The 23,483-nt window shown below is 60.8% G+C and carries 25 protein-coding genes; 13 read left to right on the plus strand and 12 right to left on the minus strand.

Translation table 11 applies throughout. The annotated features are described in order from the left end of the window. Positions 1–7 precede the first annotated feature (7 nt). Positions 8–595 carry an NADPH-dependent FMN reductase gene (locus tag V7756_RS17350; protein WP_335611454.1) on the minus strand — a complete coding sequence of 196 codons (588 nt, stop codon included), beginning with the start codon at positions 593–595 and terminating at the stop codon, positions 8–10. Next, complete coding sequence (locus V7756_RS17355; protein ID WP_335611455.1) at positions 592–1,449, minus strand: sterol desaturase family protein; 858 nt, start codon at positions 1,447–1,449, stop codon at positions 592–594. Before V7756_RS17355 ends, V7756_RS17350 begins: the two co-directional genes overlap by 4 nt. A gap of 70 nt (positions 1,450–1,519) precedes the next feature. Between V7756_RS17355 and V7756_RS17360 the strand changes: the two genes are divergently transcribed. Continuing rightward, complete coding sequence (locus V7756_RS17360) at positions 1,520–2,479, plus strand: AraC family transcriptional regulator ligand-binding domain-containing protein (protein WP_335611456.1); 960 nt, start codon at positions 1,520–1,522, stop codon at positions 2,477–2,479. A gap of 197 nt (positions 2,480–2,676) precedes the next feature. Here the strand turns inward: V7756_RS17360 and V7756_RS17365 are convergent, their stop codons facing one another. The 3 genes from V7756_RS17365 to V7756_RS17375 form a co-directional block, all read right to left on the minus strand. Next, a complete protein-coding gene (locus tag V7756_RS17365) occupies positions 2,677–3,000 on the minus strand; it encodes a hypothetical protein (protein ID WP_335611457.1) in 324 nt (107 codons plus the stop codon). Positions 3,001–3,189: 189 nt separating this feature from the next. After that, positions 3,190–3,861, minus strand: coding sequence for a gamma-glutamyl-gamma-aminobutyrate hydrolase family protein (locus V7756_RS17370; RefSeq protein WP_335611458.1), 672 nt, complete (start codon positions 3,859–3,861; stop codon positions 3,190–3,192). Then, on the minus strand, positions 3,858–4,862 hold the full coding sequence (locus tag V7756_RS17375; protein WP_335611459.1) for an amidoligase family protein: 1,005 nt from the start codon (positions 4,860–4,862) through the stop codon (positions 3,858–3,860). Before V7756_RS17375 ends, V7756_RS17370 begins: the two co-directional genes overlap by 4 nt. A gap of 299 nt (positions 4,863–5,161) precedes the next feature. Here V7756_RS17375 and V7756_RS17380 point away from each other — a divergent pair, with 299 nt between their 5' ends. The 9 genes from V7756_RS17380 to V7756_RS17420 all read left to right on the plus strand — a co-directional run bounded on the left by V7756_RS17380 (position 5,162) and on the right by V7756_RS17420 (position 13,853). After that, positions 5,162–5,353: a hypothetical protein gene (locus V7756_RS17380; RefSeq protein ID WP_335611460.1), complete on the plus strand. Its 192-nt coding sequence runs from the start codon at positions 5,162–5,164 to the stop codon at positions 5,351–5,353. A gap of 62 nt (positions 5,354–5,415) precedes the next feature. Then, complete coding sequence (locus V7756_RS17385; protein ID WP_335611461.1) at positions 5,416–6,111, plus strand: TetR/AcrR family transcriptional regulator; 696 nt, start codon at positions 5,416–5,418, stop codon at positions 6,109–6,111. A gap of 274 nt (positions 6,112–6,385) precedes the next feature. Beyond that, positions 6,386–8,056: a BCCT family transporter gene (locus V7756_RS17390; RefSeq protein ID WP_335611462.1), complete on the plus strand. Its 1,671-nt coding sequence runs from the start codon at positions 6,386–6,388 to the stop codon at positions 8,054–8,056. 244 nt (positions 8,057–8,300) lie between these two features. After that, on the plus strand, positions 8,301–8,945 hold the full coding sequence (locus V7756_RS17395; protein ID WP_335611463.1) for a TetR family transcriptional regulator C-terminal domain-containing protein: 645 nt from the start codon (positions 8,301–8,303) through the stop codon (positions 8,943–8,945). A 103-nt stretch (positions 8,946–9,048) separates the two neighbouring features. Then, the gene (locus tag V7756_RS17400) at positions 9,049–9,984 is read left to right on the plus strand and encodes a PDR/VanB family oxidoreductase (protein WP_335611464.1); all 936 of its coding nucleotides are present in this window, start codon (positions 9,049–9,051) and stop codon (positions 9,982–9,984) included. 62 nt (positions 9,985–10,046) lie between these two features. After that, positions 10,047–10,517, plus strand: a complete 471-nt coding sequence (locus V7756_RS17405) for a RidA family protein (protein WP_335611465.1) — start codon at positions 10,047–10,049, stop codon at positions 10,515–10,517. Positions 10,518–10,519: 2 nt separating this feature from the next. Next, positions 10,520–11,368 carry a creatininase family protein gene (locus V7756_RS17410; RefSeq protein ID WP_335611466.1) on the plus strand — a complete coding sequence of 283 codons (849 nt, stop codon included), beginning with the start codon at positions 10,520–10,522 and terminating at the stop codon, positions 11,366–11,368. A gap of 40 nt (positions 11,369–11,408) precedes the next feature. Continuing rightward, a complete protein-coding gene (locus V7756_RS17415; protein WP_335611467.1) occupies positions 11,409–12,425 on the plus strand; it encodes an ABC transporter substrate-binding protein in 1,017 nt (338 codons plus the stop codon). 78 nt (positions 12,426–12,503) lie between these two features. Continuing rightward, a complete protein-coding gene (locus tag V7756_RS17420) occupies positions 12,504–13,853 on the plus strand; it encodes an FAD-binding oxidoreductase (protein ID WP_335611468.1) in 1,350 nt (449 codons plus the stop codon). Between the two features lie 12 nt (positions 13,854–13,865). Here the strand turns inward: V7756_RS17420 and V7756_RS17425 are convergent, their stop codons facing one another. From V7756_RS17425 to V7756_RS17435, 3 genes are all read right to left on the minus strand, one after another. Continuing rightward, the gene (locus tag V7756_RS17425) at positions 13,866–14,567 is read right to left on the minus strand and encodes a 3'-5' exonuclease (RefSeq protein WP_335611469.1); all 702 of its coding nucleotides are present in this window, start codon (positions 14,565–14,567) and stop codon (positions 13,866–13,868) included. Between the two features lie 32 nt (positions 14,568–14,599). Next, positions 14,600–16,513, minus strand: a complete 1,914-nt coding sequence (locus V7756_RS17430) for a DUF294 nucleotidyltransferase-like domain-containing protein (protein WP_335611470.1) — start codon at positions 16,511–16,513, stop codon at positions 14,600–14,602. Positions 16,514–16,600: 87 nt separating this feature from the next. Then, complete coding sequence (locus V7756_RS17435) at positions 16,601–17,545, minus strand: LysR family transcriptional regulator (protein ID WP_335611471.1); 945 nt, start codon at positions 17,543–17,545, stop codon at positions 16,601–16,603. A 104-nt stretch (positions 17,546–17,649) separates the two neighbouring features. Here V7756_RS17435 and V7756_RS17440 point away from each other — a divergent pair, with 104 nt between their 5' ends. Together V7756_RS17440 and V7756_RS17445 are read left to right on the plus strand one after the other, a co-directional pair. Next, complete coding sequence (locus V7756_RS17440) at positions 17,650–18,123, plus strand: DoxX family protein (protein WP_335611472.1); 474 nt, start codon at positions 17,650–17,652, stop codon at positions 18,121–18,123. Positions 18,124–18,144: 21 nt separating this feature from the next. After that, positions 18,145–18,960 (plus strand): DODA-type extradiol aromatic ring-opening family dioxygenase, encoded by an 816-nt coding sequence (locus tag V7756_RS17445; RefSeq protein ID WP_335611473.1) that lies wholly within the window; start codon positions 18,145–18,147, stop codon positions 18,958–18,960. Positions 18,961–19,303: 343 nt separating this feature from the next. Here V7756_RS17445 and V7756_RS17450 read toward each other — a convergent pair whose 3' ends face one another. From V7756_RS17450 to V7756_RS17460, 3 genes are all read right to left on the minus strand, one after another. Beyond that, positions 19,304–19,585, minus strand: a complete 282-nt coding sequence (locus V7756_RS17450; RefSeq protein ID WP_335611474.1) for a hypothetical protein — start codon at positions 19,583–19,585, stop codon at positions 19,304–19,306. Between the two features lie 220 nt (positions 19,586–19,805). Continuing rightward, on the minus strand, positions 19,806–20,690 hold the full coding sequence (locus V7756_RS17455) for a cache domain-containing protein (RefSeq protein ID WP_335611475.1): 885 nt from the start codon (positions 20,688–20,690) through the stop codon (positions 19,806–19,808). Between the two features lie 198 nt (positions 20,691–20,888). Continuing rightward, a complete protein-coding gene (locus V7756_RS17460; protein WP_335611476.1) occupies positions 20,889–21,725 on the minus strand; it encodes an AraC family transcriptional regulator in 837 nt (278 codons plus the stop codon). A 108-nt stretch (positions 21,726–21,833) separates the two neighbouring features. Here V7756_RS17460 and V7756_RS17465 point away from each other — a divergent pair, with 108 nt between their 5' ends. Further along, entirely contained in the window at positions 21,834–22,823 is a 990-nt protein-coding gene (locus V7756_RS17465) for a bile acid:sodium symporter family protein (protein ID WP_335611477.1), read from the plus strand. A gap of 348 nt (positions 22,824–23,171) precedes the next feature. On the opposite strand, the gene V7756_RS17470 is transcribed toward V7756_RS17465, so the two are convergent. Further along, the coding region (locus V7756_RS17470) for a pyrimidine/purine nucleotide monophosphate nucleosidase domain-containing protein (protein ID WP_335611478.1) at positions 23,172–23,483 on the minus strand (312 nt) is incomplete at its 5' end.

The following is a 23,483-nucleotide window of genomic DNA, read 5'->3' on the forward strand; positions in this document are numbered from 1 at the left end:
CGGTTGATTACATGCCGTTCATGAAGTCCGGCGGTGGCGAGCGATGCTTCTCGTGCAGCTCGCGCATCGCGCCGGCATAGTCCAACAGCAGTTGCAGGGACCAGTCGGCGCGGGCGCGGATGCGGCGATCATCCTCACCACCTTCACTGTCACCCATCACCGATTCCACATGGCGCACGATCAGATGCTCCGGCAGATAGCAAAGCCGGCAGTTCTTGTAGCTGGAGCTGCGCATCTCGGCAATCGGGTAGGCGCCGCCCTGACCGCCGGATACGGCCACCAGTAGCCCTGGCTTGTGCGCGAGCTCACGGCGGCCGGCGTAAAGAAACAGGTTCTTCAGCGCCGGGCAGGCCATGCCGTGCCACTCGGGTGTAATCACCACCACCGCCTGCGACGCGCGCAGCTTTTCCGCCATGCCGGGCCAGGGATTGTTGTCTGCTTCCGCGGGCCATAGCGGCAGTGGCTCGGCGGCTAGATCGATGATGTCGCTCTCGGCTCCCAAGGCTTGCAGGCGCGCAGCCAGGTAGTGGGCGACCTTGCTGCTCTGGGCGTCCGGGCGGTTGGAACCGGCGATCAGGGTGATGCGTAAACTCATGAAGAAGCCTCTGTGGTTTGCGCGACAGGCTTTTTACGGCGCGCCGGCTTGCGGACCAGCGGCCAGAACAGCTCCTGCTGCCAGCTCGCCGGGCGGATATTTTCGATGCCGTACTCGGTGGGGCGCCGACGGGTGATCTTGGCGGTGCCGAAGAGTATGTCCCAGAAGAATAACAGGTTACCGAAGTTGCCCTTGTAGTTGGTCACGCCGTCATCGGCATTCAGGCCGTGGTGTGCCGAATGGGTGGCCGGTGTGGAGATGGTGCGCTCGACCAGCCACATCAAAGGGTGCAGCGCCTTGATCTTGTACAGTTTGGCATCCCAGGGCACGCTGCTGTGGGCCCCGAAAATCACGCTCAGCTTGATGATCAGATAGACGAAATACACATGCGCCAAGCCCATGTAAATCAGCATGCCGGACAGCCAGATACCGGGCATCAGCAGGTAATAGAAACTGTTGTTGCGATACACGATGCGGATACTCATGTACTTGGCCGAGTGGTGCGCACGGTGCAGGTCATACAGCCATGGCACGCGGTGTGCCAGACGATGCCACCAGTACTGGGTCATGTCATCGAGCAGCAGAAACAGGGCGAAGCCCGCAATCCAGGGTATGCCCGCCAGGCTGTCTTTCCACTGTGGCAGAAAATGGCTAAGCAGTGCGGCGGATGCAAAGGTGATGGCGGGCACGGTCACGCCCAGCAGCAGCGTGGAGCCGATGGTTTCCAGCAGGGCGTCACGGCGCTCGCCCTTGGGCTGAAAGAAGCGACCGAGCACCAGCTCCAGGGCGATGAAGCCAAAGAAGATGGCGGCGACCACTATGGTGGGGTTCAGGTTTGTTATTGTTGTTTCCATTGCTAACCTCGTTGAGCAGTAACGGTGAGTCAGGAGATAACAATGAAAAGCCAAATCGGATTGCGCCAACATGCTCGGTGAGGACAAAAAAGCCGTCGAAGCGGCCAAAATACCAGCGCAACGTTATCACCACGGGCCGCTCGGTCAGGTACTGCAACGCTTTCTTGATCATCATGCTGCGGCTCAGGAAGATTTCAGCCTGATCGAGCTGGAACAGCTCTGGCAGCGCGCAGCGCAGCTTGATCCAGCCATAGGTCTGCATCTGTTTTCGCATTTCAGTCGTCAGGACTGGCACGTGCTGGCCTATATGGGTTTTTTTGCGGCGAATGTGGGTCAGTCGCTGGATTGCTGGATTCGTTATGCCGGTCTGGCATCGGCCATGGATTCGGTGAGTTACGTTTTTGACGGCGAGCTGGTCGGGGTAGAAATCAGTGTCGAGGTGCCGGCCAGCCTCGAGCGCTATCTGGTGGAGCACTACATGACGATGGCGATGACCCAGCTAGGTGCCGCATCCGGCGAAGCGTTAAAACCTGTGCGCGCCTATTTTCGGCACGCGCGCCCCGATTACTGGCTGGAGTATCAACCCCTGTTTGGCGAGCAGTTGGGCTTTGCGGCCGCGGGCAATCAGCTCTGGTTTGACCAGGACACCCTGGCTGTGCCCATGCTGGGTCGTAACCAGGCGTTGTTCGACATAGTCTGCAGTGAACTGGATCGGCGCCTGGCCCAGCAGCGACGCTTTGGCGGTGTGGCGGGCAGGCTGGCGGAGTTGGCGCGTCAGCAGTTTCTGCAGGGGCACACGCCAACCCTTGAATGGGCCTCCGACCATCTGCATCAAACACCACGCACCCTGCGTCGTCGTTTGCAGGAGCAGGGTCTGACTTTTCGTCAGTTACTGGACACAGTGCGCGCCGAACTGGATGGCTATCTGGAAATGCAGGGCCTGACCCGCGCGCAGATCGCCGAGCAACTAGGCTACAGCGATACAGCGGCTTACTTGCATGCGCGCAAGCGTTGGGCGGTCGAGCTCTAGCGCAACAGTCTGCTTAGGAGCTGTTGGGTGTTTTACCTGTACTTGCGTTCGCCGACGATGGCACAAGCGTGTGGTGCCGATGTGGTAGCGCTGCTGTCACAAGATGGAGGCATGAACTTCGCGCCGATATGAATGGAGTGTTGGCGGCTTTGAGGGCAGATGGCTACGCACGAGGATCGCAAGGACTTCTTCCTACCTCAGCCGAAATAGTCCTGCATCCAGTCAAACAGCGTAGCGCTGCTCATCTCCGCCAGCGGCATTTGCTTGAATTCACCGCCCACTTCCTCTTCCCGTGTCACTAACTGGTAGAGCACCATGCCTGGCTGCTGGTCGTGCAGGATCAGGGTGATGCGGCGCTGGGTGCGCAAACAGTCGAGGGTGATCAGGTCGGCGGGGATGCCGGCATCACGCATGCTCTGACGCACTTCCACCACCGGGTTGATGTGCTGATGCGCCGCTTGAATCTGCGCATGGGCATCGCTGACCAGGTCGGAAAGGGTTTTCAACGGGTCGGTGGGCATGGGCTACTCCGGGGTGAACTGATTGGCAGGCAATGACAAGTACGTCAACGACACAGGTGTTTTCAGGGTTGCGTACCGCCGCCGCTCGGCAGGCACGCTGGCGGAGTTTGGATGCACGCACGGAGTGAGGCAAGTCCGCCAGGTGCTTATGAACATAAGCGCGTCAAGACCAGGGTTTCTGATGCTCTACTACCCCATCTCCCGCGCCGCCGTCACCAGGGCCTGAAACAGCCGCCGCTGGCGGCGCATGAACAGCAGAAACTCCGGATGCCACTGCACGCCCATGACGAAGCGTCGGCCGGGTGCTTCTATCGCCTGGGCAATGTTGTCCAGATCGCGTGCGCTGATCACCAGGCCATCACCTACCTGGTCAATCGCCTGGTTGTGCAGACTGTTGATCTTGCCGCGTTCAACGCCCAGCAGACGCGCGAGATGGCTGTCGGGCGCCAGGCACAGGGTTTTCAAGGGGAGCAGGGTGCGCCGGTTGGAGGTCAGCTTGCGGCGTGATTTCAGGTCCTGGAACAGGTTGCCGCCGCAGCGCACATTGAGCAGCTGGGCGCCGCGGCAGATGCCCAGCAGTGGCAATTCGCGCGCCAGGGCGGCGTCGATGATGCTGGCTTCCAGTTTGTCGCGCTCGGCGTCGTACTTGGGGTGTACTTCGGGTTCGGCGGCATAGAGCACGGGGTCTATGTCGTGGCCGCCGGTAACCACCACACCCTGATATTGCTGTTCTCGCGTTTCATCGCCGGGGCGCAGCTGCAATGGTACTCCGCCGTAGAAGCGTACTGCCTGGGCAACCAGAAAACGCGGTCCGATGGCGCCCTTGGTCGGACCGGTAATGGCAATAACCGGCTTGCTCATGAAATGTCCGGCAACCAGTTGCGCTCCAGCCGTTCCGGCCAGCTCTCCAGCAATCGTCCCAGCCCCTGCGCCAGGTAACCCTGGTAGGCGCTGCAGCAGCCTTGCAGGCGGTCCTGATCGGTGGCCAGTTTTTCGACCTCCAACCAGTCGTTCCAGGCCGGCGTCAGATCCCATCCGGGCTGATCTATCAGGCAGTCGGGCAAACGGTAATGAAAGGTGGGTCTGGCCTTGATCAGTTCATCCTGGGTATGCGCCAGCACGCGATCCTCGTCGAGATGACGAAACAGCGGCAGCATGTCGAGTGCGCGGTTGCGAGTGGGATTGTGCTGCAGATAATCTTCGATCAGGGTGGGCAGGTCGGGCCAGTAATCCGGCGCGGTGACCTTGCGTACATAGGCGCTGGGGAAGGGGTCGACGTAGGTGGTAAGACGCCGCGCGAAGTTGATCCTGGCACGCTGATGTATCCACTCATACAGACAGAGAAAGGCCTTGAGGTAGGCTGCCAGGGTGCGCGCATCAGTGGCCGGCACTTCGGGATTGAACTGCATGCCGAAGGCATTGGTCAGGCGGTCGGCAGTGCCCTTGGCGCCAGCGTCGCGCAGCAGGGCGATCAGCTCGTTGACTATCCCCAGCCGATCCAGGGGCAGCGGCGGGCTGACCAGCTCGTAGGGCACCAGTGATTCGGCAACCCAGACAATGGCGTCTTCCGCTGAACTCAGCAGCTCGGCAGAGGCAGGATCATCCGGCCGCTCGGCACGGCCCATTTTTTTCAGCAGGCTGGAGTCCAGCTCAATGATCCAGTCACCGGCGGGGTCGCCCTTGAGCGTGCGTTCGTAGCGGCTGGGCTGCTCCACCCTGAAGCCACAATGCTCGGCCACCAGGCTGGTGATGCGCTCCAGATCCAGGCCGTTCATTTCCAATTCGACGCCTACGCGTCGCTGCGCACCCTCGCTGGTTTGGGTCAGCGGGGGAAGGGCAAGCGCCCTGGAGTCGGGTGGCATTGGGTATTTCTCCGCTTCAATGTTTATGTCGACAGCCTAACATGCGGCCGGCAGGCTGATGAGAAATTGGCGGTATCGTCCCTACTGCCTTGGGCATCGCTGCGCGTAGCTTGTTCATTCTCTGTTTGGCAGGCCCCTTCCAACTGCCCCGAGGCGGGCGCTCAGTGTTTTATCCATCTCACTGGAGGCATGCGCGCCAAAGCCCAAGGACGGCAGCTGCAAGCGCGGCGACTTGGTGTAGAATCCAGTCAAGCATCTTTTTTACCCTTTCGCCTTTACCCATTTTTTACAGGTAGCTTATGAGCAAATTGTCCGAATTTCGTGCGGCCGAGCGTCAGCTTGCCCAGCAATTGGCGCAGTTGGAAAATCTGAAACAGGATGCAGGTTTAAAGGAAGAGCTGGCCTTCAACGATGAGTTGAAGGCGCTGATGAAGGAATACGCATTCAATGCCCGCCAGGTGCTGGAGATTCTCGACTCACAACCGCGCTGAAGGAGCTCCGGAAACATTGCCGGAAATTCTCCGTACAGGGATAAAAAATACAAGGGAGTCGCATGTCCGATAAAGCCGGCGATAGCGCCCGCGCTACCGAGGCGCCAGGCAAGCGCGCGTTGATGGAAGCCGCAGTGCGCCTGGCCGCCAACAGTCGTTGCATTACCAGCCTGGGTTTGCGTGAGTTGGCCCGCGAAGCCGGTCTCAATCCCAATACTTTTTATCGACATTTCCGCAGCATGGAAGATCTTGGCCTGCAGCTGTTGCGCCAGAGTAATCACCAGTTGCGCGGGCCGCTGCGTGCGCTACGCCGGCAAGCGGCGCAGCAGAGCATAGCCAGCCGAGACCTGGATCCGGAGCAGGAAGAAAAACTGCGCGGGCGACGTGTGTCACAGCAGACCATCAGGTTGTACTTCGATTATGTATTGGAGCACCGCGACCGCGTGGTGATTGCGGTACGTGAGCTGCATGGCCCTTCCGAACTGCTGCGCGCCGAGCTGCGCCAGCAAATGAACGAGTTTGCCGAGGATATGGCTGCCGATATCCAGACTCTAGGCCTGGCGCCAGCCAATATCAGCACGCAGCGGATCCAGACCATTGCCACCTTGCTGAGCCGCAACCTGTTTTATCTGTCGCTCGACTATATCGCCGAGCCGGAGCGCCGTGACGCTATCCTGGAGTTGGCCCACGAGCAGATACTGATGCTTTTTACCGGTGCCTACCTGTTGCAGGAAATGGCCGACAGAGAAGCGCACTGATCGCTTGTCTTTGACTGTTCGCGGCTGCGCAAAGGTGTCGCGATTTCCTTAATGGCGTGTCAGTCGCTATCATTGTGGCAGCACTAGCCTGTATGAGACCGCAGACTGTCCTAATCCGCATGGCGGAAAGCGCTGTTATGGCAATACCCGTTTCACACATCATTGGCCCTTTTGCGGGCTGTCAATTATTGCTGGCGTTTCGCCCTGGCGTAGCGACCGGCAACTCTTTGCGGTTGTTTTTTGACCGCGTCATTTGCACATCGGAGCACTTCAAATGGCAACAGAACCATTGAATGATCACGACCCGCTAAAGGAGCTGGCCCAGCACGACGGCATACCCGCTCCCACCGGCGATGCCAACCTGATCGACACGGACTACGTCATAGGCCAGGACAACTTTTCCGGGAATTTCTTTTTCAACGTGGATATCCACGGCAAGGTCTTCACCATTTCTTCGCTCGCCGTGGTGCTTTTCGTCGTGTTGACGTTGGCGCTGCAAAGCGAAGTGGTGCCCATGTTCACCGAGCTGCGCAACTGGCTGACCGGTCACCTGGCGTGGTTCTTCATCGGCGCAGCCAACATTTTCGTGTTGCTTTGTCTGTTCCTGATTGTCTCGCCGCTGGGCAAGGTGCGACTCGGTGGTATGGACGCCAAGCCGGATTACAACTATCTGGGCTGGTTCTCGATGCTGTTTGCTGCCGGCATGGGTATCGGGTTGATGTTCTATGGCGTCTCCGAGCCGATGTCGCACTTCGCCTCATCGCTGGGCGGGGTGACCCTTGGTGAAGATGGCTTGCGCACCGACTGGGCGCCTTTGGGCGGCGCAGTGGGCGATGCCGACGCGGCGGCGCGTCTGGGCATGGCCGCCACCATTTTCCATTGGGGCCTGCATCCCTGGGCGATTTACGCCGTAGTGGCGCTGGCGCTGGCGCTGTTTTCCTTCAACAAGGGGCTGCCGCTGACCATTCGCTCGATCTTCTACCCGATCCTGGGTGAGCGAGTGTGGGGCTGGCCAGGGCACATCATCGACACGCTGGCGGTATTTGCCACCCTGTTTGGTCTGGCTACTTCACTGGGCTTTGGTGCAGAGCAGGCCACTGCTGGTCTGCATTATCTGTTCGGCTTCAGCACGGGCAACGTCACCAAGGTACTGCTGATTACCGGCATTACCGGGCTGGCATTGCTCTCGGTAGTGGCGGGCCTGGACAAGGGCGTCAAGCGTCTGTCCGAGCTGAACATGGTGTTGGCGATAGTGCTGCTGGGCTTCATCATCATCGTCGGCCCGACCCTGGCCATCGCCACAGGGTTCTTCGACAACCTCTTGGCCTACGCCACCCATCTGCCGGCGCTGTCCAACCCGATTGGCCGTGAAGACGCCAACTTCACCCAGGGCTGGACTGCCTTCTACTGGGCTTGGTGGATCAGCTGGTCACCCTTTGTCGGCATGTTTATCGCGCGCGTCAGCCGTGGTCGTACCGTGCGCGAGTTTCTGATCGCCGTGCTGCTGGTGCCATCGCTGGTCTCGGTACTATGGATGACTGCTTTCGGCGGTACTGCCATCGGTCAATTTGTCACTGAAGGCTTTACGGGGGTGCAGGACGCTGCGCTGGAGCTGAAACTCTTCGTCATGCTCGGTGAACTGCCGCTGACCGCGATCACCTCGTTCGTCGGTATCGTGCTGGTAATCGTCTTCTTCGTCACTTCCTCTGACTCCGGCTCGCTGGTGATCGACACTATTACCGCCGGCGGCAAGGTCAACGCACCTGTACCGCAGCGCGTGTTCTGGGTCATCAGTGAAGGGGTGGTAGCCATCGCGCTCTTGCTGGGCGGCGGACTTGCCGCGCTACAGGCGATGTCGGTATCTACTGGCCTGCCCTTTACCATAGTGCTGTTGGTGGGCTGTATTGCCATCGTCAAAGGTTTGATGAGCGAACCGCGCAAGTAAATAGGCTGTATCGCTGAAACAAGCCGGGCCTTTGGGTCCGGCTTTTTTTTGCTGACTCGCTTGGGCCAAACGCTTGTAGCAATCGATTGCAGCTGAAAACGGGAGGCTTTGGCATCGGGCTTTCATTTCCGGTTATGCTCATTGCTTTGGCAAGGTAGGATAGCGCGACCTCGCCGCGTACCTATGGGTGTTTCGCCTCGCCATGGTGCGAGCGAGAGCGGCAACTCACTGAAATGGTGCAGAAGTGGCAAAAGTAGACATGCGAACCGAGCGCTCCAAGCAGAGCCGCCAAGAAATCATGCGCAAGATCATGGATGCGGCGGTGACCGAGTTCAGCCAGCATGGTTTTCAGGGCGCCTCAACCCAGGCGATCGCCGAACGGGCCCAGCTCAAGAAGTCACAACTGCACTATTACATCGAGGATAAGGAAGCGCTCTATTCCCAGGTATTGGGCAAGGTGCTCGAGAGCTGGCGGAGTTTTTTTATCCTGGATGCGGATTCTGCGTCATCCTCGCCGCGTGCGGCGCTGAGCGAGTTCGTTCGCGTGAAACTCGCTTATGCCCTGGAGCATCCCCAGCTGTCGCGCATCTTCACCATGGAGGTGCTGAGTGGCGGGGCGCGTCTGGAGGCCTATTGGCCGGGCTCGATCGAAGCCACCCTTGCCAAGGTCGCCGTCATAGATGGCTGGGTCGAGCAGGGAGCCTTGCGCAAACTCGACGGCCGTCTATTGATCATGCACATCTGGGCGCTCACCCAGTATTACTCCGATTACACCCTGCAAGCCGAACTACTGCTGGAGTCTTCGCTCACCGAGCCACAGGTGCGCCAGAAGATCGAGCAGGAGCTGATCGACTTCGTTCTTTTGGGCGCCGGTCTCAGCGCCGACTGATCCGTCCGAGCAGAAACCAAACCGGCATCAGGTCGTAGAAAAGACCGGCTGGCATGCGTTATGCATTTAGTTTGACCAAGTGTACAGTCTATTTGGTCAAACTATGTTTAGCGCTGAATTCTTCCCCGTACTTATTGTTGCCTGCGACATGCTTACGCCCCTGGTAATGCGGCTGCGGCTGCAGCGCGCCGATGGCGCCGCACTGCCTGCCTTCGGTGCCGGTGCGCACGTGCAGGTGCAGATCAATGGGCATGGCCGGCGCGCCTATTCGTTGTGCAGCAACCCCGCCGAGCTTGGCCATTACGAGGTTGCGGTAAAGCTTGAGCGCAATGGAAGAGGTGGCTCGCGTGCCTTGCACGCAATGGCGCGGCCGGGTCTGGAACTGATGATCAGTCGACCAGCCAACCTCTTCGCATTGGACGATGACGCGCCTCATCATCTGCTGGTGGGCGGCGGCGTGGGGCTGACGCCGCTGATTGCCATGGCGTACCAGCTCAGCGCCCGCAGCCAACCCTTCACCTTTATGGTGACCGTTCCGAACGACAGGGCCTGGCCCTTCGAGGAGTTGCTCGCCAGCTCCGGGTGGCCCGTTCAGGTAGTTCATTCCCCACGGGACAAGCTCGACCTGGCGACGCACTTGGCAGCGCTGCCGGCCAGTACCCATGTCTACTGCTGCGGCCCCGAGGGACTGATGGCGCGTGTGCGCGAGCAATGTGTCCGTTTGCCTGCAGATCAGTGGCACGAGGAAGCGTTCTCCGGAACCGAAGCAGTGGCGCAAACCGGCTTCGAGCTCTACCTGAGCGAGAGCGGAAGGCGCCTTGAGGTACCGGCCGGCGGCTCCATTATTGCGGCCCTGCGCATGGCTGGAGTGCAGGTGGAAACCGCCTGTGAACAAGGCATTTGCGGTAGCTGTGTGGTGCCCTGGCGCGACGGCGAGCCCGTGCATGCCGATCAATGTCTGGACGAGGAAGACCGCCGTGAGTACCTGGCGATCTGCTGCGGCGGTTGCCGCTCGGCGCGTCTGACCCTGGCGCTTTGAATGTCTGCGCATCCGCCATGCAGGCGGTTGCGCTTCTGATACCTGACTGTATGGAGCAAACGATGGCAACCGATGCAACCAATGGCGCTCCGCTGGCGCGTTACGCCGCCAGCAAGCGGATAGGGGATTTTATCTTTCTCTCCGGTGTGATCGCTGTGGACCCGGCGCGACGCCTGATAGTGCGTGGCTTTGAGGATATTCCGCACGAGGTGGCACAGAGCCTGGGCCAGACCGGTGAGTTCTCCAGCGATATCAAGCAGGGGCCCATTCTGGCGCAAAGTTGGTATGTCCTCGATGCCATTCGCCAGATCATCGAGTGTGAAGGCGGGCAGATGAGCGATGTATTCAAGCTGGTGCAGTACTTCCGCAACCTGGACCACTTCCCTAGTTTCAGCAAAGTACGCAGGACCTTTTTCCCCGATGAACCGCCGGTCTCAACTGTCGTCGAGGTCAGCGCCATGCTGCCCAGCGACGACATTCTGATTGAAGTGGAAGCCACCGCCTACCTGCCGCTATGCGGCAACAAGGAGTAACCATGCTGCACGGATATACCCCGCCCGAACGTTTTTTGCCCTACCTGAGCTGGACCGATGTCGATGCGCTGGAAGACAAGGCCAACACCGTCATAGTGCTGCCAGTGGGCGCCATCGAACAACACGGACCGCATATGCCCTGTGGCGTGGACGCCATTATCGCGGCGGGCGTGGTCGGCCATGCCATGGCGCGGCTGCCGGCAGAAGTGCCCGCCTATGCACTTGCTCCCATTACCTATGGCAAGTCGGATGAGCACCTGCACTTTCCCGGCACCATGACGCTGACCGGCGAGATTCTGCTGCACACCATTCAGGAGATTGGAGAATCGGTTTACCGCGCCGGCTTTCGCAAGCTGATCATGGTCAATGCGCATGGCGGCCAACCGCAACCGCTGGAGATGGCGGCGCGCGAACTGCGCCTGCGTCATGGCGACTTCATGATCATTGCCCGTTCAGCCTGGAGTGTGCGGGTTGATACCAGCTTCATGTCCGAGCAGGAGCGGGAGTTGGCGATGCATGCAGGCCACGGCGAAACCGCCGTGCTGATGCAGCTGGCGCCGGAAACCCTGCACATGGACCGCGCCGAAGCGCATTACCCGCCACCCTTTCCGTGCCCGACCTTGTCCAGCACCCGTCCTGCTGCGGCCTGGACCGCCCGTGACTTTGGACCCAGCGGAGTGATCGGTGATCCCACCGGTGCCACCCCCGAGCAGGGCGCGCAGCTGCTGGAGCAACTCAGCAGCCAGTGGGCGCAGGCGATTGCGGAGGTACATCAGGCGCGCTGGATCGAGCGTCAGGAGATGACCTGGGGACGCGGTCAGTTCAGCGGCCACATCGAATCACGCAGCTAAATAGCGGCAACTTCATAGTCGAACCAACCCGGAGATAGTCATGCAGGCAACACGCAAGGAACGTACTGCTGTACAACGCAGCTTGGCAAAACGCGTATCACCTCTGGTCGCGCTGCTGGCTGCCGTCGGTGGCGCCAGTGCACAGGCAACCACCCCCATCACCTTTATCACCAACTGGTATGCGCAGGCCGAACATGGCGGCTTTTATCAGGCGCAAGCCGAAGGCCTGTACGCCGAGAAGGGGCTGGATGTGACCATCCGCATGGGTGGCCCGCAGGTCAACTCGGCGCAGTTGCTGGCCGCCGGCAAGGCGCAGTGCATCATCCGCGACGACATCGGGACCATGATGGCTCGCCAGCAGGGCATCCCGCTAACCATGGTCGCCAGCAGTTTTCAGTACGACCCGACGGTGATTATCACGCACGCCGATGTGGATTCGCTCGCCGACCTCAAAGGCCGTTCGGTGTTGATCTCATCGAGCGCGCACTCCTCCTGGTGGCCATGGGCGAAGAGCCAATACGGCTTTACCGATGCAATGAGCCGGCCTTACACATTCAATATCTCGCCCTTCGTAGCCGATGACTCCCTGGCGCAGCAGGGCTACATGAGCTCCGAGCCGTTCGCCCTGAAAAGCAGCGGCATCACGTACAAGGTGTTTTCGCTCGGTCAGGAGGGTTATCCCCCCTACGGCAATTCGATTGCCTGCAGTGATGAGCTGATTGCCGAGCACCCGGAGCAAGTGCAGGCCTTTATCGACGCCTCCCGTCAGGGCTGGAAGAACTACCTGATCGATCCCTCCGCTGGGAACGCGGTGATTCAGCAGGAAAATGCCGATATGAGTACCGAGCAGCTTGCCTTCGCGCTGGAGAAACTGCGCGACAGCGGTATGGTTGCAGGTGGCGATGCGGCAGAGCTGGGCATTGGCGTGATCACCGATGCGCGCATGCAGGCCACCTGGGACATGGTAGTGAAGAATGAGCTGGTGGATCCTGCCAAGGTGTCGCTCAAGGATGTGTATACCACCAAGTTCGTGACCAGAAATCCGGTCATGCCCTGAACAAGCGTGCCGGCCCGAGCCTCGCCGGGCCGGATTTTCTTGCATGGCAGCATGCGGTTTAACCATGGTAAATGAACGATGACTTCTCTTCACATACTGAACGCGCTACAGGCGCAACTGCCTGAGCTTGAGTGGATTACCTCCAGGGTGCACGTCAAGCGCCTGTCCCGAGACTTTTACTGGTTCAGCCCGCTGCTGGCGCCGCAACTGGTCGACAAGCACGCCGACCTGGTGGTGCGCCCGCGTAACGAGGCCGAGTTGACCGCGCTGGTCAGCGCCTGTGTTGGCCTGGCTGTGCCCATGACGGTGCGTGGCGGTGGCACCGGCAATTATGGTCAGGCGGTCCCGCTGGCAGGCGGTGTGGTGATCGACATGACCGCCTGCGCGACATTCGAATGGATCTGCGATGGCCTGGTTCGGGTTCAGGCCGGGATGAAAATCGGTGAGCTGGAAGAGCGCGTTCGCGAGCGCCGCTGGGAGCTGCGTTGCATGCCGTCCACCTATCGCGCAGCGAGTATCGGCGGCTTGTTCGCTGGCGGCTTTGGCGGTATCGGCTCTATCAATTACGGTCCGGTTTCCGCGCCCGGTACGGTCCAGGCCATCCGTATTCTCACTGTCGAGCAGAGCCCGCGCGTGTTGGAGTTGCGCGGCGAGGCGCTGGCGACCTACCACCACACCTATGGCACCAACGGCATCCTGCTGGATCTGGAGCTGGCGTTGGCGCCGGCACGTGACTGGGACGAATACCTGTTTGACTTCGCCAGCATCGAATCGGCCTACGACTTCTGTCGCGAGTTGCTGGATGCGGCAGGGATCGAAAAACGTGAACTGTCACTCTACGACAGCCAGGCCGCGTCCTATTTCCGTGATCTCCCCTTTACCCAGCCGGCTGGCCATTTTCTGGTGCTGGCGCTGGTCGCCCCGCATAACCGCCAACCCCTGGCGCAATTGCGCGCGGCGCACGGCGCAGAGCAGTTGTGGATGCAAACCTTCGCCGAGTCGCAGGTATCGGGGGTGACGCTGATGGAATACTGCTGGAATCATTCCACGTTGCAGGCGCTCAAGCACGACAAGGGCGTTACCAATCTGCAGACCAACTACGACAGCGCTCGCGTGCTGCAACAGCTTGCTGAACTGCAGGCGCAGGTCGGTGACGAAGTACTGATTCATCTGGAGTTCATTCGACTGGCCGGCTCACAACCGATGATCACCGGACTGCCACTGGTGCGCTACTCAAGCGAGGCGCGACTGCTCGAGCTGATGGCGCTGCATGAATCGCTGGGTATCAAAATCAACAATAGCCATACCTACATGCTGGAAGACGGCAAACACGGCGGCCAATTGAGCCCGGAGATCATCGCCAGCAAAGCGGCCAACGATCCGCACGGGCTGTTGAACCCCGGCAAGATACGCGCGCTGATCGACTAAACCAAAGGAACTTCAACTCCACAGCTTGCTGACCGCGGTAGCGGGTGGATAGTGCGTCAACGCCTGCGCTTGCAACAATTCGGCGGTGGCCAGGGCGTCGGTCAACGCATGGTGCGCCTGGTACAGCGGCAGGTTGTAGCGCAGGCGGCTGTCGGCCAGGCGAATGGATTGCTGCCGTTTGCCGAACAGGCGCTGAAACCAATTGGGCTCGTTGGCGCCGCGGTGCAGTCGGGCTTCGAGCTCCATGGTGTCTATCACCGGAAAATGCAGCCCTTCACCGAGGTAAAGGCGGCAAGCCTGGTCGAGAAAGCCGCGCTCGATGGCGCGGTAATGCACCACCACCAGCTTGCCTGCCAGCGTCTGCAGTACCTCTTCCAGAACGCTTGCCATGCGCGGAGCCTGGCTGACATCGGAATGGGTAATGCGATGAAAGGTGATGGACTCTTCGCTCAGCTCACCCACCGGCCGGACCACCTGGTAGAGCGCGTCGCGGCAGCGTATGCGTTGCAGGCTGAACGGCAGCAGCCCCAGGCTGACGATGGCGTCGCGCCGCGGATCGAGGCCGGTGGTTTCGATATCCAGTGCGATCAGCGGCGCCTCCGCCAGCGCGCAGTCAGCGGCAACGCAGCCGGCCTGATAAAAACGCTGCAATATCGGATGCTTGGCCTGATCGGCAAGTCTCGCCATCTGCGCTGGCCAGTCGGGCGATGCCATTGGTGGCTGCGGCGCGCCTGGGTTGAAGCGGATCATAGCGGGCGCGTAACCGGCAGGTGCGGGTAGCGAAAGCGCAGGAATTTCTGCGCGTTGCTCAAGACCTGAAAGGCATCCTTCAGCGCGTGACGTTCGGCGGAAGAAATATTCTCCGGTTCCACATCATTGTCCGGCTCCTGCGATTCTTCAATGGCCAGTGCCTGGTGGCGAATACGCACCAGCGACAGAAACTCCAGGGCGTAGCGCAGGCGCTCAAGCGCCTCGGGAGGCATGAGTTTGGTAGCGGCAATGGCGTCGAGTCGCTCGAAGGAGTTCTGCGCGCGCGAGCCGCAGGCAAGGGCATGCGCGCGGATCAGGTCGGTCAGTGGCGCGGTGCCGCGCCGCTTGAGGTTGATCACGTTCTTGTGCTCGCCGTCCTTTTCCATCACGAAGGTGCGGAAGAAGCCCAGCGGCGGTGTGCGGTTCAGGGCATTGCGAGCCAGGGCGCCAAGAAAGGCTTCGCTGCGGCTGGCCTGCTCGGCCAGCAGCTCCTGCAGCTCTTCTACCAGTGCCGATTCGCCATAGACACTGTCCAGATCAAAGAAAATACAGCTGTTGAGCAACGCCTCGGGCTTGGGGTTCTTGATCCAGTCGCGGAAATACCCACGCCAGACTTTGAGCGGTTGCCGCCACTTGGGGTTGGTGGCCATGATGCCGCCCTTGCAATAGGTATAGCCGCAGGCAGCCAGGCCATCGCTGACAAAGGTGGCGAGTTTCAGAAAGTAATCGTCATGCAGTGCCGGGTCGAAGCTGTCATCGAGTACCAGTGCGTTGTCCTGATCGGTCACCACCAGTTGCTCATCCCGCGCCATCGAACCCAGCGCCATGAAGGAGTAGGGCACCGGTGGCGGCCCCAACTGGTCCTCTGCCAGCTCCAGCAGGCGTTGGGTAAAGCTGCGGCCGACACCCGACATGGCGCTGCCGATCATGTGTGCGCTGGCCTCGTCGCGCGCCATGCGCACGAAGGTGGCGCGCACGTCGGGCAGCAAGCTTTGCAGTTCTTCTACCGACTGCTTGTTGTAGATGCTGCTGACCAGATACAGGCTGCTTTGCGATTCGTACTTGATGATGTCACTGAGATTGATCAGGCCGATCGGCCGGCGGCGCTGCACCACGGGCAAATGATGAATATTGTTGCGCAGCATGCAGAGCATGGCTTCGAACACGGTGTCATCACCCTGCACCGTGATCGGGTTGGGCGACATGATGTCGGCCACGGGCGTCTCCAGCGGCAAGCCTTCGGCCAGCACGCGCGTACGGAAGTCGCGGTCGGTCATGATGCCGACCATGACCGCATGCTGCGGCTCGGCCACCGGCACCCGCTGCGGATCGGGCCAGACTATTTGCGGGTCCACCACTACCAGCGACGACACGCTCTGCTCGGTCATCACCCGCGCGGCCTGCTGCACGCTGGTATTCAGGCTGACGGTCACCGGCAGCCGCGAGATCAGCTTGCGCACCTTGATTTTCATCAACTCGCTGGCGCGGCCGTTGTCCACCGCCGCCTTGAGGCGTGACTGGCCTTCGGCCTCGACAAAGTCGGCAAAGGTCTCATGTTGTTCACAGAGCTGATCGAACAGCACGCCGGGAATGTAGTAGAGCAGGGTGTCTTCGATGGCGCGCGCCGGAAAGCGCACCCGGTTGTGCCGCAGCAGGCCGAAGTGGCCGAAGATGCCGCCCTCGGTCAGACGGTTATAGAGGTCACCATTGCGGCGAAAGATATCCACCGCACCGCTGCGCACATAGTGCAGCTCGTGAATCTCCTGATTGAAGGCGAGGATGTCGGTGCCGGCCTTGAAGTAGGCAATTTCCACCTGCCGGGCGATGTCGTTGAGCACCTCTTCGGGCAGCTCATCGAAGGGCGGAAAGCGGCTCAGGTGGTCGCGTATTTCAATCAGCTCAATCTGCATGGCGTGTCTGCCTGGGTTGGCGGGTATGAGTCAGTGTGTATAGCTCAGGGCGTATAGCTCAGAGTGTAAAGGCTATAAGCGCCCCGGTCAGGTTTGCACTGTGATTTGCTGTTGCAGCAAGGCCAGCTCACCGCGCAGGTAGTCCCGAAATACGCGCACGCGTGCAGGGGCTTCAGCGCCACCCAGGCTGATGGCATAGAGGGTGCCACGGTTGATGTGCCAATCCGGCAGAACCGGCTGCAGCAAACCGCTGGCGAGGCTGCCTGCCGCGACCAGGTCGGGCAGCGCCCCTATTCCGGCGCCTGCCAGCAGCAGCCGATGGGTGCTGGCGTAGTCGCTGGTGCGCACGCTGGGATTGACCAACAGCTCGCTGTTACGCCCCCGCGAGTCGGTCAGCTGCAAGCTGTTGGTCGCCGACAGCTCGCGGCATCCGACCAGCGAATGCAGCGGCAGCTGGGGCGGGTTCTGCGGTGTGCCGTCTGCGACCAGGTAGCTCGGCGCAGCATACAGGCGCAGGGCGAAGGCGCTGAGAGTGGAGGCGCGGTAATTCATGCTCGGCAGATTGCCGGGGGTGGCGCGCAGTGCCAGATCGATGCGGTTGGCGGCCAGATCCAGGGTGCTGTCAGTCAGCAGGAGTTCCACGCTGATCTGCGGGTGCATGGCACGAAAGCGCACCAGAACCGGTGGCAGTATCTCCATGCCCATATCCATGGGCGCGGTGATGCGCAAATGACCACGCGGCACGGAGCCCGACTGGCGTGCATCGTTGGCGGCCTCGGACAGCAGGGAAAGCGCGTCGCGCGCTTTCAGATAAAAAGCCGTGCCCTCTTCGGTCGCGCTGACCGCACGCGGAGTGCGGGCCAGCAGGGCAGCGCCCAAACGCGCTTCCAGGCGGGAAATACGCCGGCTGATGCCGCCCTTGGTTTCCGCCAGCTGGCGTGCTGCTGCCGAGATGCTGCCAAATTCGATAACCGCACAGAACGCCTGCAGATCTTCCAAGGCACCGCCTAAGGTTTCCGATTCATCAACCATGAGTTCCATTCCTGCTGTCTTATGCATATATGGAAACGATTATAGGATGTCTTCCAGCAACACAGACAACCTATTTTTCGGCCTGAGGGCCCAGGAGATTTGCCATGAACAGCACTACCAATACCCAGGCACCCATCACGGTCACTCCCGGGCCAGCCTTTCTGGCGCGGCTGGCGCCCCTGGGCTATCCCTTGATCCGTATTACTGCTGGTTTGATGTTGATGCCGCACGGCGCGCAAAAACTCTTTGGCTGGTTCGGCGGCTATGGCTTGCAGGGTACCGGTCAGTTCTTTGGTGAGACGCTGGGAATGCATCCGGGCGTGCTCTTTGCGCTCCTGACCGGGCTGATCGAATTCTTCGGCGGGCTGGCGCTGGTATTGGGCTTGTTGACCCGTCCTGCAGCGCTGGCGATTACCGTTTTTCTGGGTATTGCGATCACGGTGCACCTGGGCAACGGTTTCTTCTGGACGGATGGCGGCTTTGAGTACCCACTATTGTGGGCGCTGACTGCCTTCGCCATTTTGCTGCGCGGCGGTGATCGCTTCTCGCTGGATGCGCGCCTGCGTCTGCCGTTCTAAACCGCCATCAAGGAGTCGAGTATGTCTACTGCCGTTATGCCCACGCTGTTTCTGCCACACGGCGCCGGCCCCTGCTTCTTCATGGAGTGGGAGCCGGCCGACACCTGGCAGCCGATGCAGCGCTGGCTCACGGGATTGCTACCGGCCCTGGGCGTTTCGCCCAGGGCCCTCCTGGTGATCTCCGCCCACTGGGAAGAGTCGGCGTTTACCCTCAACAGCCAGGCAACTCCTGCTCTGCTTTACGACTACTACGGTTTTCCCGCCCACACCTATCAACTCCAATGGCCCGCCCCTGGCGCGCCCACCTTGGCTACCCAGGTGGAGCAGCTGATCTGCAAGGCCGGCTTTGCCACTGCCCAGGAACCCGCGCGCGGTTTGGATCACGGCGTCTTCATCCCGCTCAAGCTGGTGGTGCCCGAGGCCAATATTTCCGTGTTGCAGCTGTCGTTGCGAGCCGATATGGACCCGGCGGCGCACCTTGCGCTGGGCCAAGCGCTGGCGCCACTGCGTGAGCAGGGCGTGCTGATCATCGGCAGCGGCATGAGCTTTCACAACATCCCGCTGATGCGCGCCAGTCTGGCAACGCCAGCCCCGGCAGCCACAGCTTTTGATGACTGGCTGGCGGAGGTGGTTACTCTGCCCGAAGCGCAGCGCACCCAGGCTCTGACCCATTGGTTGCAGGCTCCCGGCGCACGGCTGGCGCATCCGGATGCCGAGCATCTGTTGCCGCTGCATGTGGTGGCGGGTGCGGCGGGCAGCGATCGCGGTTACAGAGCGTTTCACACGGTGGCGATGGGGGTGCCGTTGGCGGGGTATGTGTTTGGTGGGTCGAAATAAATCTTGGTGGGTGGGTTGTAATGAAATGGTTCATTGTCGCTTAGAATCAAAGGGCACTATCGAGCTGCCAGCGCTTGAACCCACTTCTCCAGCTAACTATCTTCGCCAGATGCACCGAGCACTAAAAGCTGCCGTGCGCTCAGCGCTGTGTTCTCCAGTGAAAGAGGCTTGAAATAGGGCGTAGCAGGGCTTGGGGTACAAGTTGGAGTCTGGCGAGAATGACAGTCTAACTGATGCCGGGCTGGCTGCTGCTTTGGTGGCGCGGTGAGCGTGGTCGCTGCGCAAATGGATGGGGAGTGCAGGCGGCCAGAGAGAATGGCCACCTGCGGTCTAGCTTAAAAGATCAGACGTAAGCTTGTTGGCCAAAACCGCGCGGCAGGCGCTGCGGCCCGTTGATTTGCGTCAAGCGTTGGCTCCAGCTGGTACGCCAGCTATTGCTATCGTGCCCGGCAGCGGCGTGACGCGCCTTGCGTCGTGCGGCGTTGCGCTGATCGCGCCGCGCCTGTTTGTAGGCATCAGTGTTGCGGCAGTTGCGGCACTTGACCTTGTTGAGAGTCTTGCTGCTGGTCAGATCGCCCTCGCGGCCACAGGCAAGGTGACCGTCGTGCATGAAATGCGTAACCATCGGGAATCTCCTTATTATCCACTGCGAAGCCAGCAGCGCCTTGCCGTCAGGTACGGCGTCGTCCGCTGCCTCAGAATTTGGACCTCGCCGGCGGTCTTAGGTTCGCGAGCCAGCGCCACCTCTGGCGTTGCTGCAATAAATCAGGCCAGGAGCAGGCGCAAAAAAGCCGGCCCGATGGGCCGGCTGCTGACAAGGCAGAGCCCTCCGCGCCAGCGGCTGCTCACTGCGCTGCGGTTTTGCTCTCCTGGTAGTATCCCACGGCAACCAGGTAGTCACCGACCTTGCGGATCAGCGTCTGTTTTTCCTCATCCTTGCCGGTGACGGGGTTGGGCCAGGTATAGCTCACTGAGGTTTCGCCGGCTTCGGCCGCATCCAGCAGCTTCTGACCCACGCGCATGCCGTCACGGTTTTTCATGTCCGGGAAATGGATGCCGAGCAAGCGACGGTTGTAGCCGTGCGCGACCATGCTCTGGGTGTCGAGATCGGCGACAAATACGTAGAGATCGTCGCGGTTGAACTCTGGATCAAGCTGGTTGATACGCGCGATGGTGCCTTGCGGGTCGGCCTGTATCGCCTGTGCTGCATCTTCCAGCAACTGCTGCGCAGCGTCCGGGCTGGAGCGCTGTACGAAGTAACCTACGGCAAAGGATTTGTCATCGTAGAGCTGGTAGTAAACGCGCTTGCGTTCCACTTTGCCGTCCTGCCAGTTTTTCCAGCGGTATTCATCGCTATGGATGGTGTCGGAGTCCGGTTGCTGCAACGCGGCGGCCAGGTGCTGTTTCAATTCGTCATCCAGCAGCGGTGATACATCGCGGCCAATCAGCGCGGCCGATGGCCCGCCCGCCGCCAGCATGTGCCCCTGGCGGTCCAGTACGTAAACATACAGGTCACCGTCGGTGAACTCGCCCTGGCGGCTGAATTTGGCGAAAGCGGCATCGCCTTCCTCTTTGTACAGATCTACCGCCGTGCGCAGCAGCGCGGCAGCGCGGGCCGCTTCTTCTTCGTAGCCGGCCGGCACGGTGGCGGGCGCCGGGGTCTGGGCCAAGGCGACAGCCGCCCAGTTGAGCAGCAAGGAGTACAGCATGAAACGGACAAACATCTTCATCAAGACTTCCTCTTCTGGTTGTGACGACAGCGATAAGGCGGCGCCGGTGACAGGAGTATAGCGGATGAGTCTGCCGGTACTTGCTGCGACCCGCTGTCGCCGATGGGTAATAGCTAGCAATAGCGGCAAGATCGCATGGACGTATGGAACGACAGCGCCGAGTGGATCCTGGTGCCCGAGATCGCCAAACCCTGAGCTTCAGCGTCGCGCCAGCGGCGTGCTGAGGTTTGCGGGTTGCTCGCCGGGTTGTTCGCCAAAGGCGCTGGGCGTTAGCCCCATATGCCGGCGAAAGGCAGCGATAAAGGCCGAGGTGGAATCGTAGCCGCAGGCCAGCGCCACGTCGGTCACCCGCTCACCCTGTTGCAGCAGCGGCAGGGCACTGAGCAGACGCAGGCGCTGGCGCCAGGCACGGAAGCTCAGCCCAGTATGCTGCACGAACAGGCGGGTCAAGGTTTTCTCCGACAGCTGTAGCTGCTGTGCCCAGTCGCTCAGCGTATCGGGCAGGTCTGGGCTTAGATACAGCGCCTCGCATAAGGGTTGCAGGCGCGGCTCCGCTGGCCAGGGCAGAAACAGCCCGGTATCGGCAGCGGCCTGCAGTTGGTCGAGCAGTACCGCCACCAGACGACCATCGGCGCTGTGCTCGTCGTACTCGGCGGGCAGGCTGCCGAAGTGGTTGATCAGTTCACGGGTCAGCGGGTTGATCTCCAGTACCTTGCAGTGCTCCGCCACCCAGGGAATGGCGCTGCGCTCGATATACAGACTGCGCATTTCGGTGGCCGGCGAGCTGATGACCGCGTGGGGCAAGTCAGGTGGTACCAGGATCGCCCGCAGCGGCGGGGCCAGAAAGCGGCCGCGTGCCGTGTGCACGGAAAGCACGCCGCGAATGGCGTAGGACAGTTGCGCCCAGGGGTGGCTGTGCCACTCGGTCGCGGAGCTGCGCGGCAGCGACTCGACACGTGCGTAAAGTGGGCGGGGCAGGCCGCTAAGCGCGGGTACGCTGCGGTGGATGGGTGAAGTCTGTCCGTTTCTCGACATTGTGTGGTTAGATCGCGTTAGTCGGTCGTTGTGGCAAACAGTAAACTGCGCGCTTGCCAGTGACAAGCACGCAGTAAAAAGCATCCCCTGATAAATAGAGAGCAGAGCATGGCCAGACCGCGTTTCCTTCCCGATAACATGACCCTTTGTCTGATCGCCGTGGTGATTGCCGCCAGCCTCTTCCCGGTCAGCGGCCAGGCGGCGGTAGCCTTCGACGGGCTGACCAATGCGGCCATTGCACTGCTGTTTTTCATGCACGGCGCCAAGCTGTCACGCGAGGCGATCATTTCCGGGATGACGCACTGGCGCCTGCACCTGCTGGTGTTTGCCTGCACCTTTATCCTGTTCCCCTTGCTGGGGCTGGCGCTGAAACCCGTGCTGGTGCCACTGGTGGGGCCGGATCTGTACCTGGGCATCCTGTTCCTTTGCGCGCTGCCCGCCACAGTGCAATCCGCTATTGCTTTCACCTCGCTGGCGCGCGGCAATGTTGCGGCGGCGGTATGCAGTGCGGCGACCTCCAGCCTGCTGGGCATCTTTGTTACCCCGCTGTTGGTGCTGCTGATGATAGGCGCACAGGCGGGCGAGTCGAACACCCTGGATGCCATCGGCAAGATCGTGTTGCAACTGCTGGTGCCCTTTATTGCCGGTCAGATTGCGCGGCGCTGGATTGGTGACTGGGTGACTCGCAACAAGGGTTGGCTCAAGTCGGTGGACCAGGGCTCGATTCTGCTGGTGGTGTTTGGCGCCTTCAGTCACGCCGTGGTGGAGGGCATCTGGCAGCAGGTCCCGCTGTTCCAGCTGGCCGGTCTGGTGGTGGCTTGCTGTTTTTTGCTGGCGCTGGTGCTCTTTATCGTCAGCTTCATCGCGCGCCGCGCCGGCTTCAATACCGAAGACCGCATCACCATCCTGTTTGCCGGCTCGAAGAAAAGCCTCGCCACCGGCGTACCCATGGCGCAGGTACTCTTCGCCGGCGGCGCCATCGGCGCGCTGATCCTGCCACTGATGCTGTTTCACCAGATTCAGTTGATGGTGTGTGCGGTGCTGGCGGAGCGGTATGCGCGGCGGCCGGAGGAGCACCCGCTGCAAGCGGCGGGCTAGAAGCTTCAAGCCGCAAGCCTCAAGCTGCAAGCTTAAACCTGGGCCCTGGGTAAGTAGTTTGGTGCTTCGGGTTTTCTGGAAGCCGTCGAGCAGGTGCTCGCCGGCTTCTGGAGGGAGTGTTAGCCGACCGGCTGGCCTTCTCTGGGAAGCTCGAACCAGCTCGTACAAATCCAGGCCAAGCCGGGTGCACTAGCGTCCATTGGAGCACCAGACTCTATTCTTCCAGCTTCCAGCTTCCAGCTTCCAGCTTCCAGCTTCCAGCTTCCAGCTTCCAGCCCGACGCAGAGCTAGAATCTTGGCTTGCCGCTTGCCGCTTGCCGCTTGCCGCTTGCCGCTTATAGCTGCTCTTCAGCTGACCACCCGATAACAAGGCACATACGCCGCGCCACCTGGCAGCTTCATCCGATGCTGGCTGACAAAGGCCTGCAGCAGTCGGTCCAGTGGCTGCATCACTTCGGCATCGCCGTGGATTTCGTAGGGGCCGAACTCTTCGATGCGGCGGATGCCCTTGTCCTTCACGTTGCCCGCGACGATGCCGGAGAAGGCGCGGCGCAGGTTGGCGGCCAGTTCGTGTGGCGGCAGGCTGCGGCTGAGTTGCAGACTGGCCATGTTCTCGTGGGTCGGATCGAAGGGGCGCTGGAAGCTTTCCTCGATGCGCAG

The organism is Halopseudomonas sp., from assembly GCF_036961105.1.
GTDB lineage: Bacteria > Pseudomonadota > Gammaproteobacteria > Pseudomonadales > Pseudomonadaceae > Halopseudomonas.